Below are 18570 nucleotides of genomic sequence, written 5' to 3'. Positions count from 1 at the left end.
TGTTACAATAATCGGCTATACCAGTTAGAATATCCCTTTTATGTGACAAGAGAACGCGAGCAGAAATGGCTGAGTACGTTTATACCATGTCGCGCGTTGGCAAAATCGTGCCACCGAAGCGTCAGATCCTGAAAGACATCTCCCTGTGCTTTTTCCCTGGCGCCAAAATTGGCGTATTGGGTCTGAATGGCTCAGGTAAATCTACCCTTCTTCGCATCATGGCGGGTATCGATACCGATATCGAAGGTGAAGCACGTGCCCAACAAGGCATCAAAGTGGGTTACCTGCCACAGGAACCGAAACTGGACGAAGATAAAACCGTACGTGAAACTGTGGAAGAAGCGGTCGCGGATGTGGCTGGCGCACTGTCTCGTCTTGACGCGGTTTATGCGGCTTACGCTGAACCCGATGCCGACTTCGATGCACTGGCAAAAGAACAAGGCGATCTTGAAGCGCTGATCCAAGCAAAAGACGGTCACAACCTTGATAACGCCCTTGAGCGTGCTGCTGACGCCCTTCGTCTGCCAGAATGGGATGCGAAAATTAAGCATCTGTCTGGTGGTGAGCGTCGCCGTGTCGCTATCTGTCGTCTATTACTTGAAAAACCTGACATGCTGCTTCTCGACGAACCAACCAACCACTTGGATGCAGAATCTGTGGGCTGGCTGGAGCGTTTCTTGGTGGATTACAACGGCACTGTTGTGGCCATCACGCACGACCGTTACTTCTTGGACAATGCAGCAGGCTGGATTCTAGAACTTGACCGTGGTGAAGGTATTCCATGGGAAGGTAACTACACTTCTTGGCTTGAGCAAAAAGATGCGCGTCTCCAACAAGAGTCGTCGCAGGAAAGTGCCCGTCAAAAGACCATTGAGAAAGAGCTTGAGTGGGTTCGTCAAAATCCTAAAGGTCGTCAGGCGAAATCTAAAGCACGTATGGCGCGCTTTGAAGAGCTAAACAACACCGAACACCAACGTCGTAACGAAACCAACGAGCTGTTCATTCCACCAGGTTTGCGCTTGGGTGACAAAGTCATCGAGATCAACAACCTGACCAAATCGTTTGGCGATCGCGTTCTGATTGATGATCTGTCGTTCAGCGTACCTAAAGGTGCCATCGTCGGCATCATCGGTGCGAACGGTGCCGGTAAATCGACGTTGTTCAAAATGTTGAGCGGCACAGAGCAGCCTGACAGCGGCACCATTGAACTGGGTGAAACCGTTCAATTGGCATCGGTTGAGCAGTTCCGTGACAGCATGACGGACACCAACACGGTTTACCAAGAGATCTCTGAAGGTGCGGAAATCATCCGTATCCACAACTTTGAACTTCCTGCACGTGCTTACTGCTCGCGCTTTAACTTCAAAGGCAGCGATCAGCAAAAACGCATCGGCGATTTGTCGGGCGGTGAGCGCAACCGTGTGCACCTTGCGAAACTGCTAAAATCAGGCGGTAACGTATTGCTGCTGGATGAACCAACCAATGACTTGGACGTAGAAACCCTACGTGCATTGGAAGAGGCGCTGCTGGAATTCCCAGGCTGTGCCATGGTTATCTCGCATGACCGTTGGTTCCTTGACCGCATCGCGACCCATATTTTGGATTACCGCGACGAAGGTAAAGTTAACTTCTTTGAAGGTAACTACAACGAATACAGCGAATGGCTGAAGCAAACCTTGGGCGCACAAGCGGCTCAACCTCATCGCATGAAATACAAGCGCGTTACCAAGTAATTCGCGCTACGCATTCAATACTGCAATGAGTCAAAGGGTCACTTCGGTGGCCCTTTTTGCATTTTCAGCCCATATCCCCATCCATCTTATTGATAAGACGCGCAGCGCATCACGGAGACGAGACGCAAGAGTAGAGATATCGACTCGTCTCTCCTACACTTGGTGTAAATTGTACTGAGGATTTGTTATATGGCAGAACGTCGTATGTTTTCGCGTGTTGTCTATCTCACTCCCGCCACGATAAGGCAGGGAGAATCAAGTTGGACCTCTAACGTTCTTGATCTATCGCTAAAAGGCGCACTGCTTTCCACCCCTGAAGATTGGGGCGTTGGCAACGAGACAGATTATGTTGTGAGCTTCAAATTGCATGACTCTGACATTGAGCTCAGCATGGAGCTTCAGTTGATTCAAGACGGCGGCGACTATCTTCGCTTCCAGATTGATCATATTGATATCGACAGTGCGAGCCACCTGAAACGTCTGGTTGAACTGAACGTCGGTAACGATGATTTGCTTCACCGCGAATTAGCACAACTGACAGATCTAAAAGATACCGTATAATCGGTGAAGTTGGTCGCTAGAGATCACCGCTCTAGGGATCATCTCTCGAGGCGTTGATGACTCTGGAAATAATTATCACGCTGTTTTTTATGCGTCCATTTTACAAGTGCTGTGCGTTACCAAATGCTTGGCTCAAATAAACACTAAGCGCCATTACGTGCATAGATACATGAAGTAGTAGTAACCATGCCACATAACATTCGAATTGCCGTTTCACATGCGAATGGATCTCGCCACTTTGTGCTCTCTCCGTCGCTTAAAAAAGTGCTGCTCACGCTATTGATCATACTCGTGGTCGGTATTGTCGCCAGTATCGCCACGATTTATTACCTCAATCACCGCTCAACCACCGCAGAAATGACGGTGAAAAACATGACAGAGAAAAGCTCCGCTCTGGTCGGGCAACTCGAGTCTCTCAAGCAAAAGCGTCAACAACTTGAGCAGCAAATCAACAATAAAGAAGAAGAATACGCGCAAACCATCGAAGAAAAAGAAAGCGAGCTGAATTATCTCACTCAACGTGTTTCCAGCGTTGAAGAAGTGTTGGGGTTAGAAAAAGAAAACAGTAGCGAAGTTCCACTAACAGAACGCTTAGATGTTGCAGTGATCAACTCTGCCGTACGTGCCACCATGCTTAGATTGATCCCAAGTGGTCAACCGATTGAAAGCTATCGTCGCTCATCCGGCTATGGCTCCCGCACCCATCCGGTTACTGGAAGCAAGAAATTCCACCTTGGTTTGGATTTAACCGCAGACATCGGCACACCCGTTTATGCTCCCGCAGATGGTGTGGTGGAATACAAACGCCCGAGTCGCAAAAAAGGTTATGGCAACCTACTCAAGATTGACCATGCCTTTGGCTTTATGACGCTTTACGCACACCTCGACAAGTTCAACGTCAATACTGGCGAATTTGTGAAAAAAGGCGACTTGATTGGCTGGTCTGGCAATACGGGGTTATCTACTGGACCACACCTTCATTACGAAGTGAGATTTCTTGGCCGCGCACTGAATCCGAAGCGCTTTATCGCTTGGACACACGACAATTTTGAAGCGCTGTTCAAAGAAGAAGATAAAGTGAAATGGGCAAGCTTGGTGAAAATTGTCGAGAGCATGGTCGCAACGCAGGTTCAACTAGCGTCCGATGCAACAGGACAAGCTGGTCTGGTTGCTGTCGCCAATCACTCTGCGGCCTCAGACACCGCCGAGATTGAGAGCACCAAGTAGCTCAATAGCTTCCAGTCAAACCAAACGAAAAAAGGCACGCAATGTGCCTTTTTCTGTTTTCTGCTTCTGCTTCTGCTTCTGCTTCTGCTTCTGCTTATAAGCAAAACTAATCAAACTCATCCAGCACGGCAAGCGCTTCTGATAGCTTGTTCACGCCGTAGACTTTCATCCCCGGCGTGTCTTTTTTCGGTGCATTTGCTGAAGGCACAACTGCGCGGGTAAATCCATGCTTCGCGGCTTCCATTAAACGCTCTTGACCACTTGGCACAGGGCGTATTTCGCCGGCCAATCCCACTTCACCAAAGACCACCAGATCCCGAGGCAAAGGGCGATCACGAAAACTGGAAATCAACGCCAGTAGCAACGCAAGATCCACACTGGTTTCTGTGACCTTTACGCCACCCACCACGTTCACAAACACATCCTGATCGGACATTTGCAAGCCACCATGTTTGTGGAGCACTGCAAGCAATAGCGCAAGGCGGTTTTGTTCAAGACCAACGGCAATACGACGAGGGTTGGACAGTTGGCTGTAATCCACCAGCGCCTGTATCTCGACTAACAAAGGACGCGTTCCTTCCCACAGCACAGTGACTGCGCTGCCTGATGTCACCTCTTCGCCTCGGCTCAAGAAAATGGCTGACGGGTTGCTCACTTCACGAAGCCCCTGCCCTGTCATGGCAAACACCCCAAGCTCATTCACGGCGCCAAATCGGTTTTTGTGGCTGCGAAGGGTACGGAAACGACTGTCACTCGAACCATCCAGCATCACAGAGCAGTCAATGCAGTGCTCGAGTACTTTGGGGCCCGCCAAAGAACCGTCTTTGGTGACGTGCCCGACCATGAAGATCGCCACATTGTGTTGCTTGGCATAGCGGGTTAAAGCGGCGGCAGATTCTCGAACCTGTGCGACGCTTCCGGGTGCAGACACCACATCGGCACAATGCATCACCTGAATCGAGTCGATGACCATGATTTTGGGCTGCTCTTGGCGAGCAATCTGACAGATGGTTTCAACATTGGTTTCCGAGAGCATTTTCAGTTTATCTTTCGGTAATCCCAAACGTTCAGCGCGCATAGCGACTTGCTGTAACGACTCTTCACCGGTCACGTACAAGGTTGGCATTTGACTGGCTAGCCAACACATAATCTGCAGCAGCAAGGTACTTTTACCTGCCCCCGGACTACCACCAATCAAAATGGCTGCGCCAGGCACAACACCGCCGCCAAGCACACGATCGAGTTCTTTGAAGCCACTGCTAAAACGAGGCACTTCTTGCAGGTCAATCGACGCTAACGTTTGCACTTGCGCGTCAGCTTTGCCTGCATAGCCCGCATACTTTTCGTTACGTGCGACTTGAGGCGAGGCCGCCAAGCGAACTTCTGTAATCGTGTTCCATGCACCACACGCTGAGCATTGACCTTGCCAGCGTGGATAGTCTGCGCCGCAATCATTGCAGACATAGGCACGTTTTGCTTTCGACATGATTTCTCCTGAAATGACGTCTTGCGGTTCGAGAACTGCGAGACAAGGCAAGTTTATGCATATCTTCGAGACACTTACACGAAAACAGGTAAACTATGCCCCTTCTCAGCCGTTAAATAATTCACGATTCTATCAGACTTTACCATGATGCAGGACCACGATAAGACGCTGTACGATCAGTTACTTCCACTCTATGAGATGGAAGGTTTTGATGATTTACTGTTTAAGCTGACCCCAACAGAAAGTAACTCTGAACGCTTGATCATTAAAATGGAAGTGCGCAAGCTCATGTCTGCGTGCAGCCGCCCCGTGGACTTACGCGGTAAAGTGGTCGGCGAATGCCGTCGTTATTTTCTCAACAACGTGAACCATTGGTTGGATGATGTCGCGATCAATCTGTATCAGCGCCGTCTCGATATCTATCAAGGTAAGATGACACAAGGGTTGTGGGATGAACTTCACAACACCTCCAACAGTTATCGCGTATTGCAACGTCAAGGCGATGTGCGTGCAGCTGAGTCGATGGATACGGTAGAAACCGTGCCATTGCGCTTTGGTCATTACTTGTCCCGCAGTGAAAATCGCATTCAAATTTCCAGCCGTATTCAGGCTTTTCTGCCCGACGGAACGGAAGTTAACGGCTCGACAATCGATCTATCTAACTCGGGCATGCAAGTTAAGCTACCTGCGGCATTTCGTTATGACGAAGGCTCAACACTGGTCGTTTACTTCCCGCAATTGGGCGACGAATGCCGTCTGCCTGAACTGTTTAGCGGCCTAAATTATCGCGTGGTCGGGGTTGAACTTAATTTCAACAAAGACAGTTTTCAGCGACTTCGACTGCGTCTAGTGACCAGTACTGACGCCATCAAAAACGCGATTGAGACCAAAAGTACGCAAGACACTGTCAGTTCGCGCTCAGAAAATGAAGACAAGTTTCTAACAACACGTTCAAAGAGTTACGAACAAATCTTTCTTGAGCAAACATCCTCATTACCGCTGTTTTTCTGTGGCAACAAGCTGCGTTATAGCTTGCTAACTGAGCAAAACCGTTCGCTGTGGGACTACTGGCATGATGAACGCAACCTGCCTGTGGTTGATAAACTCTTTTCTGCTGCTCGGCTCCAACATTTGGCCTTAGAGGGACTCACTAGCAGTGAAACGCTGGTCTATTGCTTCAGCCACCAACACAGTGATAAAACCTTCTTTTTCTCTGCCTGCCCAACAGAGCTAACACCCGAGCTTCGCCGATTATTTTGGCATGTGGGTAGCTCTCGCCCCTCATGGCGTGTGCTGCGCGTTACGATGGCGAAAATTAATGAAGAGGACACTCGACGTTTACAGGACATCTCTCCTGCCTACATCCAGCAAATTGATGAATTAACCCACATCGCGACGATTCAGGATTTAACCTTAGAAACCGTTAACAGCGACTATCGCATCCCGATCAAACCGAAGCTGCCTTCTCGGTCACTGAATCAATTTGTCCATGAGCGAGATCCTATTGCGGCGATAGACGCGGTGCCATCAGTACTCGCACCGCAACGTAAAGAACCTCGTTACCAGCATAAAACGGGCACCATATTAATTCACCACACCAGTGGTGAACTGCATGGCGAGACAATTGATTTCTCTCCTCATGGATTAAATATTTCATTGAGTGGCCCTTTTTCTGGGAGTAAATCACAAGAAGTGGCGGTGACATTTACTGACCTAAAGCGCGTGGATCCCAACGCGCCGCTCGGAAATGTGCCATACAAAGTCATCCAAATCAGCGAAGACCGCACAAACGTTAAGCTTGCTTTGCTCAAGGACAGACACAGTAAACATCGCAGTCACTACTTACAGCGACTCATCGAACACAACCAACATAAGCTCATGTTAGACAGTGAAAAACTGCCGGATGCCCCGCTTCTTAGCGCCATGCATCAAATGTTGCTAACACGTTTGTCCGTCACACCGTATTTCCTCGTTCGTCGTGGTGAAACGCTTCAAGTGTCAGGGATTGGCACTAACTATCCAGGTAGCGAACTCAGCCGTATTTTGCATAAAAGCGCAGCGGCGGGCATGATCTCGCTGGCGCCAGTGCTTGGTGAGCACTTGTCGAAATACGCCAACGGAGTAACACGTCAACGAAACCGTCTTGAGCAGATAAGACATGAGTTTTATGTCGCTGCAACCATTGCGAATGGCGTGGTCATCGCGGTGAAGTCACGTTCATTGGACAGCTTTGAAACACCCGAGGAGAGAAAGTTTTTCATCTCTCAAGCGAAAAAGCGCGGAAAGTTTTTTGCCGTACGAAATTGGATGCAGCCTATAGATGATGGCAGTCAGTGGCTAAATTCGGAAACGTCAGAGCAATTGATGAAGCTATCCACCAAAAGAACGGCACAGCTTGAGCATGAGTTTGCCGATTTGTGTGTCTACGGCGAAATGAGTGACATCACAGATGAAGTGATGATGCGATTGGAAATGGGATGAACCCAAAACCAAAAAACAGAGAGCTAGAAGCTAACGCTTGACGTTAAGCTTCTAGCTTGGCAAACAGCCCTTACCAGCTAAGGCGCTGAGGCAACAACGACGCTGACAACACACACATAACGCCACCTAAGTCCCCATGACGGATCGAGACCTGCGCAGCTTGCTGCACTTTGGGTTTCGCGTGATAAGCAATGCCCAATCCCGCCGCGGCCATCATGGTTAGATCATTGGCACCATCACCCACTGCTAAAGTGTTCGACGGCGGATATTCGTAACTCTCTGCCAAATCGCGCAAAATGTCCGCTTTACGCTGTGCATCCACGACAGTACCGGCCACTTCACCGGTCAGCTTGCCATTTTCAATCACTAGCTGATTGGATTCGGCATACGCCAGCGACAAATCATTTTTGAGTTTGTCAGAAAACCAAGTAAATCCACCAGAAGCAATCGCCACTTTCCAACCACGTGCCTGCAGCGACGCTGTCAGACGACGCATTCCAGGCATATAAGGAATATTGTCTCGCACGTGCTCAAGCACAGACACATCCGTGCCTTTGAGCGTGGCGACACGTTGACGCAAGCTTTGCTCAAAATCCAATTCGCCACGCATAGCACGCTCTGTGACGTCGGAAACTTGCTGGCCTACACCTGCCAGCTTGGCTATTTCATCAATGCATTCGATTTGAATCGCAGTGGAATCCATATCAAATAACGCCAAGCCTGGCTCATAAAGGTTAGGAATATTTTCCAGCCCTGAGCAATCGAGAAACAGTGCATCACACAAAGCGACAATCTCAGGCGTTAATTCCCCGCGCATAAGTAGCACTTCATAAGGACCAACCGTCCAACCCGCTAACGGGCGAACACGCTCACCGGTGAGAAACGAAAAATCATCAAGGTAAGAGGGGCTGATGTGCAAACCGAACAGTAGCCATCCTGCTTGACGGCAGTCAGACGGACGAAAGCCACGTATAGAAGGGAATCGGTTTAACAGTTTGGTGTGCTTTTTTATTGGATAAGCTGAAAATGCATCCATTGCATAAATTCCTTTTTGAAAATTCGTATACCCGAGCAACCTCAGATGCTTATTCAGCGAGAGCTTGTTTGGGCATACTACTATATCAAAGAGTGCGTATGATCACAGTAGCGCGATCGACGAGTGACTTCAAAATACTGACTCAGTGAGAATTTGGTTAAGCCAAGCGCTGACTTGCATTTTTTAAGTGCTGACAGCAAACTGAGGGCGCGCTGATTTTGATGCGAAGTATTTCATAACTTCGCCTATTGCTTGGAAGGCATATGCTACAAATAAATAAAAAACGCCTAAAAAAACTGTGGCAGTTCATTATCCTTGTGGCGTGCTTCGCTACGGTAATGATGCTTTTTATGTACAGTAATCAGTTAAATAACCGTAACTATAAGATGTTATACGACCAGACCGAATCCTTGTCTCGCGTCATTTTACGTCAAGCTGCTGCTGCTGCCCACGATGCTATTGCTAACGATGACATAGAGTCACTTCAACGCTTAGTTGCGAATCTGCAGAGTGAGGATTTGATCTTGGACTCCGCCGTGTACGACATCAGGGGGAATATTGTGGTTAACTCTGTCGGCGCAATGCCGCTTGAACAGCTCACTGGTCTCAATACACCGCTGTCTGTTGCCAGCATTGGTCGACTTCAACTGGTTGAGCCCATTGCAGACAATGGCAACGTGGTGGGCTTTTTACGCATCACTCTAGAACATGGTGATGTGATAAAAGTGGCCTCTAATCGCTTAGAACAAAGCATTAATTTGGTCCGTGCCATGATTTTGGTGGCGATCGTGACAGGGGCGTTACTCATCTTCACGTTTGCTAGCCGCAAAGATCTCTGGCGATCGACATTTTTGCTGAAAAATAATGATTAGTAGAGCGAGAGCGGTCTTAGGTCCTAAAGAGCAACTTTGTCACAACTTAGAACACAAAAGGATGGCCTGAGCCATCCTTTTTCATTTCTGTTACTCAGCAGAACTTACGCTTCGTCAGCGTCGCCCAGCAGTACAGATTCTAGTGCGATTTCAATCATCTCGTTGAACGTGGTTTGACGCTCGTCAGATGACGTTTGCTCGCCGGTCTTAATGTGGTCAGACACAGTACAGATAGTCAGAGCTTTCGCGCCGAATTCTGCCGCTACGCCGTAAATACCCGCCGCTTCCATTTCCACACCCAAGATGCCGTACTTCGCCATGGTGTCGAAGAACTCTGGCTCAGGCGAGTAGAAAAGGTCCGCAGAGAAGATGTTACCTACACGTACGTTGATGCCTTTTGCTTTCGCGGCATCGACTGCGTTACGGGTCATTTCAAAGTCAGCAATCGCTGCGAAATCATGGCCGTTAAAACGAGTACGGTTAATTTTCGCATCGGTTGACGCGCCCACACCGATGATCACTTCACGCAGTTTCACGTCTTCACGCACAGCACCACAGCTGCCCACACGAATGATTTTCTTTACGCCAAAGTCTTTGATCAACTCAGTCGCGTAGATTGAGCATGATGGGATACCCATACCATGTCCCATCACAGAGATCTTACGACCTTTATAAGTACCGGTGTAACCAAACATGCTGCGAACATCGCAAACTTGCTTAACATCTTGCAGGAACGTTTCTGCAATGTACTTAGCGCGAAGCGGGTCGCCCGGCATCAGAACAACATCTGAAAAATCACCCATTTCGGCATTGATATGTGGAGTTGCCATTTGTATTTTCCTTTTGATCAAATTTCGGATTCTACCTATTGAACATCTGCCGCAGCACGATGAAACACCAGCGCTGCGATGTCTATTCAATGGGGTATTACAAGAATGATTTGCCATAGTCCATGTCGGAGGTACCGAAGTACTCCGCCAACGTCTGGCCAATATCTGCAAAGGTTTCGCGACGCCCCAATGAGCCCGCTGGCACTTTTTTGCCATAAACCAGAACAGGAATGTATTCACGTGTGTGATCTGAGCCCGGCCAGGTTGGATCACAACCGTGGTCAGCCGTCAGGATCAACACGTCGTCTTCATCCAGCATATCGATGATCTCTGGAAGACGACCATCAAAGTATTCAAGTGCAGCCGCATAGCCCGCCACATTGCGGCGATGGCCGTAATGTGAGTCAAAATCGACAAAGTTGGTGAAAACAATGCTGTTGTCACCCGCTTTATTGATCACATCTTTGGTGGCATCAAACAAAGCTTCTAAGCCCGTCGCTTTGATTTTCTGCGTAATGCCGACGTGCGCATAGATATCAGCAATTTTGCCAATCGATATCACTTCGCCTGATTTCTCTTCAACCAGCTTTTGCAACACAGTGGCAGCAGGTGGCTCAAGCGACAAATCACGACGGTTGCCGGTACGCGCAAACTCACCTTTGCCTGCACCAACAAACGGACGCGCGATAACGCGGCCTATGTTGTAGTCTTCCAGCTCTTCACGCGCAATTTGGCAAAGCTCAAGCAAACGATCTAAACCGAAAGTCTCTTCATGCGCGGCGATTTGAAACACAGAATCAGCAGACGTATAGAAGATTGGCAAGCCACTCTTCATATGTTCTTCGCCTAATCGATCGAGGATCTCTGTGCCTGACGCATGGCAATTACCCAAATAGTCAGAAATGCCTGCACGCGCAAGAATACGGTCGGTCAGTTCTTTCGGAAAGCTGTTTTCTTTGTCGCTGAAATAGCCCCAATCAAACAATACAGGTACACCTGCAATTTCCCAGTGACCCGATGGCGTATCTTTGCCAGAAGACAATTCTTGAGCATGGCCATAAGCACCGATGATTTCAGCATTAGGATCGAGCCCTTCAGGGAAGTAGCCAGACGCTTCTTCGCATGCTTTACCTAAGCCAAGTTTATTCAGGTTCGGCAGATCTAGCAGGCCATGACGATCTTCGTTATTCGCATTCCCTGCCGCACACGCTTTCGCGATTGAGCCTAGGGTGTTGGCGCCCACATCACCAAATTTGTGAGCGTCTTCTGAAGCACCGATCCCAAAAGAATCGAGAACCAAAATTATCGCGCGTTTCATGATCGCCTCCTTTAGACGTCTTCTGGGCCAATCTGACGGTACACGTCTGGTGTCGCTTGTGGCGCCTCATCAGAGACAGCCATTGCGGCCTGAAATGCTTGTGCTGCTTGTTGCCATTGATCTTCATCGTTGGCGTGCACAACCGCCAGTGGCTTAGTGCTATCAGCACGCATTCCAAGTCGAATGACGTCACTGAAGCCCACTGAGTAGTCAATAGTATCGCTCGCAACACGGCGTCCGCCACCTAAACCGACAACGGCCATACCAATCGCTCGTGTATCCATCGCGGAGACAAAGCCAGAGGTGGTGGCAAACACAGGTTTAATCACGTTTGCAGTTGCAAGGTACTTGCTGTAATTCTCAACAAAATCTAACGGACCACCGAGGCCTGCCACCATTTTGCCGAAGCATTCTGCCGCTTTACCGTTATCTAGCACGGCTTGCAGTTTGTTCATCGCATCGTTTTTGTCTTTCGCAAGACCGCTGATCATCAGCATTTCTGCAGACAATGCCATGGTTACGGTGTACAAACGCGGATTGCGATATTCACCGGTCAAAAACCGCACGGCTTCTTTCACTTCCAGCGCATTACCCGCGCTGGATGCCAGCACTTGGTTCATGTCTGTCAGTAATGAGCTGGTGCGAGTGCCTGCGCCATTCGCCACAGCAACAATCGACTTTGCAAGTTCTTCGGATTTTTCGTAGGTCGGCATAAATGCGCCAGAGCCTACTTTGACGTCCATCACTAGCGACTCTAATCCTGCCGCCAATTTCTTCGACAAAATTGATGCCGTGATCAACGAAATATTGTCGACCGTCGCGGTGACATCACGCGTGGCATAAACGCGCTTGTCCGCGGGTGCGAGATCGCCAGTTTGACCAATAATCGCGACGCCCGCAGTTTTCGTTACCTGACCAAACACGTCATTGGTTGGGGTAATGTTGTAACCGGGAATCGCTTCAAGTTTATCCAGCGTACCGCCAGTGTGGCCTAAGCCTCGACCTGAAATCATCGGCACATAGCCACCACATGCTGCCACCATTGGGCCTAGCATTAATGAGGTGACATCACCCACACCGCCGGTACTGTGCTTATCGACGATAGGGCCATCAAAATTCATGTGTGACCAATCGATCACCATGCCAGAATCGCGCATGGCACATGTCAGCGCAACGCGCTCGTCCATGGTCATATCATTGAAATACACTGCCATCGCAAACGCCGCGATCTGACCTTCAGACACGGTATCTTTGGCAATGCCTTGGATGAAAAAATTAATTTCATCCGTGGTCAGTGCGATATTGTCACGCTTCTTTCTGATAATTTCTTGGGGAAGGTACATGGTTGACCTCGCAATCTTGGTGATCCGCAACATCAGGGGAGCGCGAACACTCCCCTACTGAATGGCTTAGTAGCCGCCTTCCGCCGCTTTTTCGCCTTCACCCAAGGTATTAAGAAGGTTCGCCAGCAAGCTAGATGCACCAAAACGGTAATGATTCGCGTCAGCCCAATCACCACCAAGAATACGATCAGCCATTGCTAAGTATTCTGCTGCGTCTTCTGCTGTGCGCACGCCGCCAGCGGGTTTGAAACCAACTTTCTCAGCAACACCCATGTCTTTAATGACAGTTAGCATGATTTCAGCTGATTCAGGGGTCGCGTTAACTGGCACTTTACCGGTTGAAGTTTTGATGAAGTCCGCGCCCGCTTCGATAGAGATTTCTGAAGCACGTTTGATCAATTCAGCTTCTTTCAGTTCACCAGTCTCGATGATCACTTTCAGCGTGATATCACCACACGCCGCTTTCACTTGTTTTACCAGTTCAAAACCGGTTTTCTCGTCACCTGCGATCAGTGTGCGATATGGGAAAACCACGTCGACTTCATCGGTGCCATATGCAATAGCTGCTTTGGTTTCAGCAACAGCAATCTCGATGTCATCGTTACCGTGCGGGAAGTTAGTCACGGTCGCAATTTTGATTTCAGGCGTGCCTTGCTCGCGAAGTTGTTTTTTCGCCACAGGGATGAAACGCGGGTAGATGCAGATAGCAGCAGTGTTACCAACAGGCGTTTTCGCACTCTTACACAAGGCGATCACTTTTGCATCAGTGTCGTCGTCGTTAAGGGTGGTCAAATCCATTAGTTTAAGGGCACGTAGGGCTGCTGCTTTAAGATCGCTCATGACTTTCTCCAGTCTATATATTCAAAACCAAGTAACAAATTGCACGACCATAATTGGCACGTTGCAATTTGATGAGCGGACTTGGCTCCTTGAAGTTTGGCTTAAGTTTGCCAATCAACATTCCTTGTTGCCGCACACCCTTCATCATCATCGTTGAGGGTGCAAACTCAACCACTGGACCGCGATGGGTCTTGGGTTGTTGAGTTGTGATATTTCATCGTTCCGCTGTCTAGATGAAACTAAAGTGAAAGTAATTGAAATCACCCTTTCGAATCTTTGACAGCGCTCACCAATTTTACCAATGTTCACGCAGCAGAACCAGATGTTACCTGTTTCTGTTGAAAAACACTCTGTTGCTCTTCGTGTCCAAATCGGCACGTTAAGCGGACATGGTTCGGGTATCAATCCAATATATGCGTTGGGCCAACATCATCCTGTCTTATTGCTAGGGCAAGCTTGCCGTTAACGTGCACATTCAACGCCCTTTCCCCTAAACGACAGACAAAAAAAACCGCCTCACAAGGAGGCGGCTTTTAGAATTTTACGTTGTGCGTATTACATCATCGACAGAGTCAGGAAGAAACCAGCGATAGTTGCACTCATCAGGTTAGATAGCGTACCAGCCGCTACAGCCTTCATACCGAAACGAGCGATGTCGTGACGACGTGTTGGTGCGATGCTACCCAAGCCACCCAGTAGGATTGCTACTGAAGATAGGTTAGCGAAACCACACAGTGCGAACGAGATGATAGCAACACTCTTGTCACTCAAATCTGGAATCATTGGGGTGAAGTTCAGATAAGCAACAAATTCGTTAACAACGATCTTCTGACCGATGAAAGAACCAGCAATATCCGCTTCAGCCCAAGGAACACCAATCAGGAATGCTAGTGGTGCGAAGACTTTACCCAGCAGCCACTCAAGCGTCAGACCTTCAATGCCGAACCAGCCACCAATGCCGCTCAACATGCCGTTAACCAGCGCGATAAGACCGATGAAAGCCAACAGCATTGCACCAATGTTCAACGCCAGTTGCATACCAGAAGATGCGCCGCCAGCAGCTGCATCGATGATGTTTGCAGGCTTGTCTTCTTCTTCGTCATCAGCATCAGCGCCAAACTGTTCAATAGGTTGATCAGTTTCTGGCTTGATGATTTTCGCGAACAACAGACCACCCGGTGCAGCCATGAAAGAAGCGGCAATCAGGTAAGAAAGTGGAACGCCCATTGCTGCGTAACCCGCCAGTACACCACCTGCTACAGATGCCATACCACCACACATTACGGCAAACAGCTCAGATTGAGTCATTTTTGGTACGTATGGACGAACAACCAGTGGCGCTTCAGTTTGGCCAACAAAGATGTTTGCTGTTGCTGACATAGATTCAGCGTGCGAAGTACCCAGTACTTTACGCAGTGCACCGCCCATTACGCGGATAACAAGTTGCATGATACCTAGGTAGTAAAGAACGCTGATCAACGCCGAGAAGAAAACAACGGTTGGCAGAACTTGGAACGCAAAGATAAAACCGATGCCATCTACAGAGAAGTTTACAAGGCTACCAAACAGGAAGCTGATGCCGTCTTTACCATAGTTGATAACATTCTGTACGGCATTTGCCATACCGTTCAGCAGGGTTTGGCCCCACGGAACAAACAGGATAAATCCACCCAGGATAAACTGGATAGCAAACGCACCACCAACGGTACGCAGGTTGATTGCTTTGCGGTTGTCAGACAGAAGTACGGCGATTAGCAGCAGTACAACCATCCCTACAATGCTCATAATCAGGCTCATAATATGGGTTCCTAAAGAAGTCTTGGCGTATCGACAGATTGGGAGTGTTATTCCGGCCGAGATTATACTCATGAGATCGGTTGCAAAGGAATGCACGAGTCACGGTTTGAATGAAAATTTTTATGCAATTCACCCGAAATAGTGATGTAGATCTATTTTTGTGACCTATGCACGACGCAAACGATTGGGCAAACGATGACGATCAGGTGTTCAATGCAAAACAATCGTTCGCATTTTGTGATGTTGTGTGAATAATTTCTTCGACACTGACTCCTTTTAATTCAGACAGAGCGGCCACAATCAGCGTTAATCGTTCTGGCAAATTCGGCTCCCCCTGAAACCCTGAAACTGGCATATCTGGTGAATCAGTCTCCAAAACCATGGCTGAAAGCGGCAAGGCTTTAACGGCATTTCGCGTTTTATTGGCGCGTTCATAAGTAATGGTTCCACCTATACCTAGCAAAAAACCACGACGAACATAGTTAAACCCGACCTGCTCGCTGCCACTGAACGCATGCAACACCCCTTTTACACGCGGGAATTCGTTAAGAATTTGTAGCAATTCATTGTGCGCTTTTCGGCAATGTAAGATCACGGGTAATTGATGTTTTTCAGCCAACGCAAGTTGCCCGCGAAGCAAGGTTATTTGTTTTTCTGGTTGTGGATTATTGATGGCAAAGTCTAATCCGCACTCCCCCACGGCCACGCAAGCTTTGGGCGCGAGTGACAATGCATGGTCGAGCTTTTCAATATCGTCATCATGATGTTCGTGTAACCAAACGGGGTGAAGACCTAACGCAAAAGAGATAGTGGGAAAAGTGTTGGCAAGGTTTGCCGTTGTCTGCCAGTTGCTGAGTGCAACCGAAGGCACGATAAGATGACGAACACCTGCAATCTCGCTGCGATTTACCCAGTGCGCTGGTTCATCATCAAAGGGCGGAAAATCAAAATGGCAATGTGTGTCTATCATTCAAAATCCTTCTCCAATCCTTTTAGCATACAAAAAAGCCGTCTAAGTAGACGGCCAGTTTTGTACTCAAATGCCAATTTTCGCTTTTCGTGAAAGAGCGAAATTGCAATCAGCGTGAATTAATGCTCACGTGTTGCGCGGAAGATAACATCTGGGTGACGTTCTTGCGTCAGATTCAAATTCACCATGGTTGGCGCAATATAACTAAGATTGTCACCGCCATCGAGTGCGAGGTTCGTTTGATTCTTACGCTGGAAGTCTTCCAATTTTTTCGCATCAGAACAATCAACCCAACGCGCTGTCGCTACGTTGATTGGCTCATAGATAGCTTCGACGTTGTATTCAGATTTCAGACGTGCGACAACCACATCAAACTGAAGCACACCAACTGCTCCTACAATCAAATCATTAGAAATCAGCGGACGGAATACCTGCACCGCGCCTTCTTCTGACAATTGAACCAGACCTTTGAGCAATTGCTTTTGCTTCAATGGATCGCGCAGACGAATGCGGCGGAACAGCTCAGGGGCAAAGTTCGGAATACCAGAGAACTTCAGATCTTCACCTTGTGTAAAAGTATCACCAATCTGAATCGTGCCATGGTTGTGCAAACCAATGATGTCGCCCGCATAAGCATCTGCGGCGCGGGAGCGATCACCCGCCATAAAGGTAACCGCATCTGAGATCGACACCATCTTACCGGAGCGAACATGCTTCATCTTCATACCTTGGCTGTATTTGCCCGACACGATGCGCATGAAAGCAATACGGTCACGGTGTTTTGGATCCATGTTCGCTTGGATCTTAAAAACAAATCCGCTGAATTTTTCTTCACCTGACTCGACAACACGCTCATGAGTTTGGCGAGACAATGGCTTTGGTGCCCACTCGGTTAAGCCATCAAGCATATGGTCAACGCCAAAGTTACCCAATGCTGTACCAAAGAATACAGGCGTCAGTTCACCGCTCAGGAACAACTCGCGGTCGAACTCGTGAGAAGCACCAATCACAAGCTCTAGCTCATCACGCAATTGCGCAGCCAGATCTTCACCGATAGCAACATCGAGATCCTTATTGCCGAGCCCTTTAATAATGCGCGTTTCTTGAATGGTGTGACCTTGACCTGATTGGTACAAAATCGCCTCATCACGATGAATATGATAAACACCTTTGAATTCTTTACCGCAGCCGATCGGCCAAGACACTGGTGCACAAGCAATCTTCAACTCGCTTTCGACTTCATCAAGCAGTTCCATTGGATCCCGAATTTCGCGGTCCAATTTATTCATGAAAGTCACGATTGGCGTGTCGCGAAGACGGGTGACTTCCATCAGCTTACGAGTACGATCTTCAACACCTTTCGCGGCATCAATGACCATCAAGCAGGAGTCGACCGCTGTCAGAGTACGATAGGTATCTTCCGAGAAGTCTTCGTGTCCCGGCGTATCAAGCAGGTTAACGAGGCAATTGTTATAAGGAAACTGCATTACGGAAGTGGTAACCGAAATACCACGTTCTTTTTCCATTTCCATCCAGTCTGACTTCGCGTGCTGGTTAGACCCACGGCCTTTTACGGTACCGGCTTTCTGGAGCGCGTTTCCGAACAACAACACTTTTTCAGTGATGGTGGTTTTACCGGCATCAGGGTGCGAGATGATCGCAAACGTACGACGCGTGTCGACTTCTTGCTGGAATGGAGAGTTTGTCATGCTTAGGTTTTTCCGGGTTAGACAATACGGTTAATGATCTTGGAGGCGTTAGCGCATTGTACATCAATTCAAATCGGCGGGTATTTTGTACGATCTAGCCATCAGACTCAACGACTGCTCAATAAAATCCCATTCTATCTTCGCTAACGTTAATTTTTTGTAACAAACAAGATCAAGATTGCCGCGAAATGACCGCCCAACAAGTAAGACATACATAAAACGACGCTTATTGATTGAACCTGATCGCATTAAACGGGAAAGCATCGATTTTTCAATCTCATGGATGGAATCAAAAAACAATCAATATTTACAAATTGCGTCACCTTTTTGGCATTTACTGTAACAAGCCCGAGTGGAATGGATTGCT

14 protein-coding genes are annotated in these 18570 nt (G+C 48.4%); 5 read left to right on the top strand and 9 right to left on the bottom strand.

Features of this window, described 5'->3' with window-relative positions:
• Positions 1 to 65 precede the first annotated feature (65 nt).
• The 3 genes from ettA to AC3CIC_RS02750 all read left to right on the top strand — a co-directional run bounded on the left by ettA (position 66) and on the right by AC3CIC_RS02750 (position 3521).
• On the top strand, positions 66 to 1733 hold the full coding sequence (gene ettA, locus AC3CIC_RS02760) for an energy-dependent translational throttle protein EttA (protein ID WP_016959748.1): 1668 nt from the start codon (positions 66 to 68) through the stop codon (positions 1731 to 1733).
• Between the two features lie 189 nt (positions 1734 to 1922).
• Positions 1923 to 2294, top strand: a complete 372-nt coding sequence (locus tag AC3CIC_RS02755) for a PilZ domain-containing protein (RefSeq protein WP_394211030.1) — start codon at positions 1923 to 1925, stop codon at positions 2292 to 2294.
• A 186-nt stretch (positions 2295 to 2480) separates the two neighbouring features.
• Entirely contained in the window at positions 2481 to 3521 is a 1041-nt protein-coding gene (locus tag AC3CIC_RS02750; protein ID WP_488515281.1) for a M23 family metallopeptidase, read from the top strand.
• A gap of 106 nt (positions 3522 to 3627) precedes the next feature.
• Here AC3CIC_RS02750 and radA read toward each other — a convergent pair whose 3' ends face one another.
• A complete protein-coding gene (gene radA, locus AC3CIC_RS02745) occupies positions 3628 to 5007 on the bottom strand; it encodes a DNA repair protein RadA (RefSeq protein ID WP_394211034.1) in 1380 nt (459 codons plus the stop codon).
• 144 nt (positions 5008 to 5151) lie between these two features.
• On the opposite strand from radA, the gene AC3CIC_RS02740 reads away from it, so the two are divergent.
• Positions 5152 to 7488, top strand: a complete 2337-nt coding sequence (locus tag AC3CIC_RS02740; RefSeq protein WP_488515280.1) for a PilZ domain-containing protein — start codon at positions 5152 to 5154, stop codon at positions 7486 to 7488.
• A 70-nt stretch (positions 7489 to 7558) separates the two neighbouring features.
• Here AC3CIC_RS02740 and serB read toward each other — a convergent pair whose 3' ends face one another.
• Positions 7559 to 8524 (bottom strand): phosphoserine phosphatase, encoded by a 966-nt coding sequence (serB, locus tag AC3CIC_RS02735; RefSeq protein ID WP_488515279.1) that lies wholly within the window; start codon positions 8522 to 8524, stop codon positions 7559 to 7561.
• Positions 8525 to 8787: 263 nt separating this feature from the next.
• On the opposite strand from serB, the gene AC3CIC_RS02730 reads away from it, so the two are divergent.
• Positions 8788 to 9396: a YtjB family periplasmic protein gene (locus AC3CIC_RS02730; protein WP_488515278.1), complete on the top strand. Its 609-nt coding sequence runs from the start codon at positions 8788 to 8790 to the stop codon at positions 9394 to 9396.
• Positions 9397 to 9500: 104 nt separating this feature from the next.
• Here AC3CIC_RS02730 and deoD read toward each other — a convergent pair whose 3' ends face one another.
• The 7 genes from deoD to prfC form a co-directional block, all read right to left on the bottom strand.
• Positions 9501 to 10226 (bottom strand): purine-nucleoside phosphorylase, encoded by a 726-nt coding sequence (gene deoD / locus AC3CIC_RS02725; RefSeq protein WP_016959740.1) that lies wholly within the window; start codon positions 10224 to 10226, stop codon positions 9501 to 9503.
• Between the two features lie 97 nt (positions 10227 to 10323).
• A complete protein-coding gene (locus AC3CIC_RS02720; protein WP_016959739.1) occupies positions 10324 to 11544 on the bottom strand; it encodes a phosphopentomutase in 1221 nt (406 codons plus the stop codon).
• 11 nt (positions 11545 to 11555) lie between these two features.
• Complete coding sequence (gene deoA / locus AC3CIC_RS02715; RefSeq protein WP_488515277.1) at positions 11556 to 12887, bottom strand: thymidine phosphorylase; 1332 nt, start codon at positions 12885 to 12887, stop codon at positions 11556 to 11558.
• Between the two features lie 66 nt (positions 12888 to 12953).
• Positions 12954 to 13727, bottom strand: coding sequence for a deoxyribose-phosphate aldolase (gene deoC, locus AC3CIC_RS02710; RefSeq protein WP_016959737.1), 774 nt, complete (start codon positions 13725 to 13727; stop codon positions 12954 to 12956).
• Positions 13728 to 14282: 555 nt separating this feature from the next.
• Positions 14283 to 15524, bottom strand: coding sequence for a NupC/NupG family nucleoside CNT transporter (locus AC3CIC_RS02705; RefSeq protein WP_016959735.1), 1242 nt, complete (start codon positions 15522 to 15524; stop codon positions 14283 to 14285).
• Positions 15525 to 15726: 202 nt separating this feature from the next.
• Positions 15727 to 16494, bottom strand: a complete 768-nt coding sequence (locus tag AC3CIC_RS02700) for a TatD family hydrolase (RefSeq protein ID WP_488515276.1) — start codon at positions 16492 to 16494, stop codon at positions 15727 to 15729.
• Between the two features lie 119 nt (positions 16495 to 16613).
• Positions 16614 to 18203: a peptide chain release factor 3 gene (gene prfC, locus AC3CIC_RS02695; protein WP_488515275.1), complete on the bottom strand. Its 1590-nt coding sequence runs from the start codon at positions 18201 to 18203 to the stop codon at positions 16614 to 16616.
• Positions 18204 to 18570 lie beyond the last annotated feature (367 nt).

This window comes from Enterovibrio sp. QJM3NY_24, from assembly GCF_057786035.1.
Note: the sequence above shows the minus strand (reverse complement) of the source record. Positions and strands in the feature narration are given on the sequence as shown.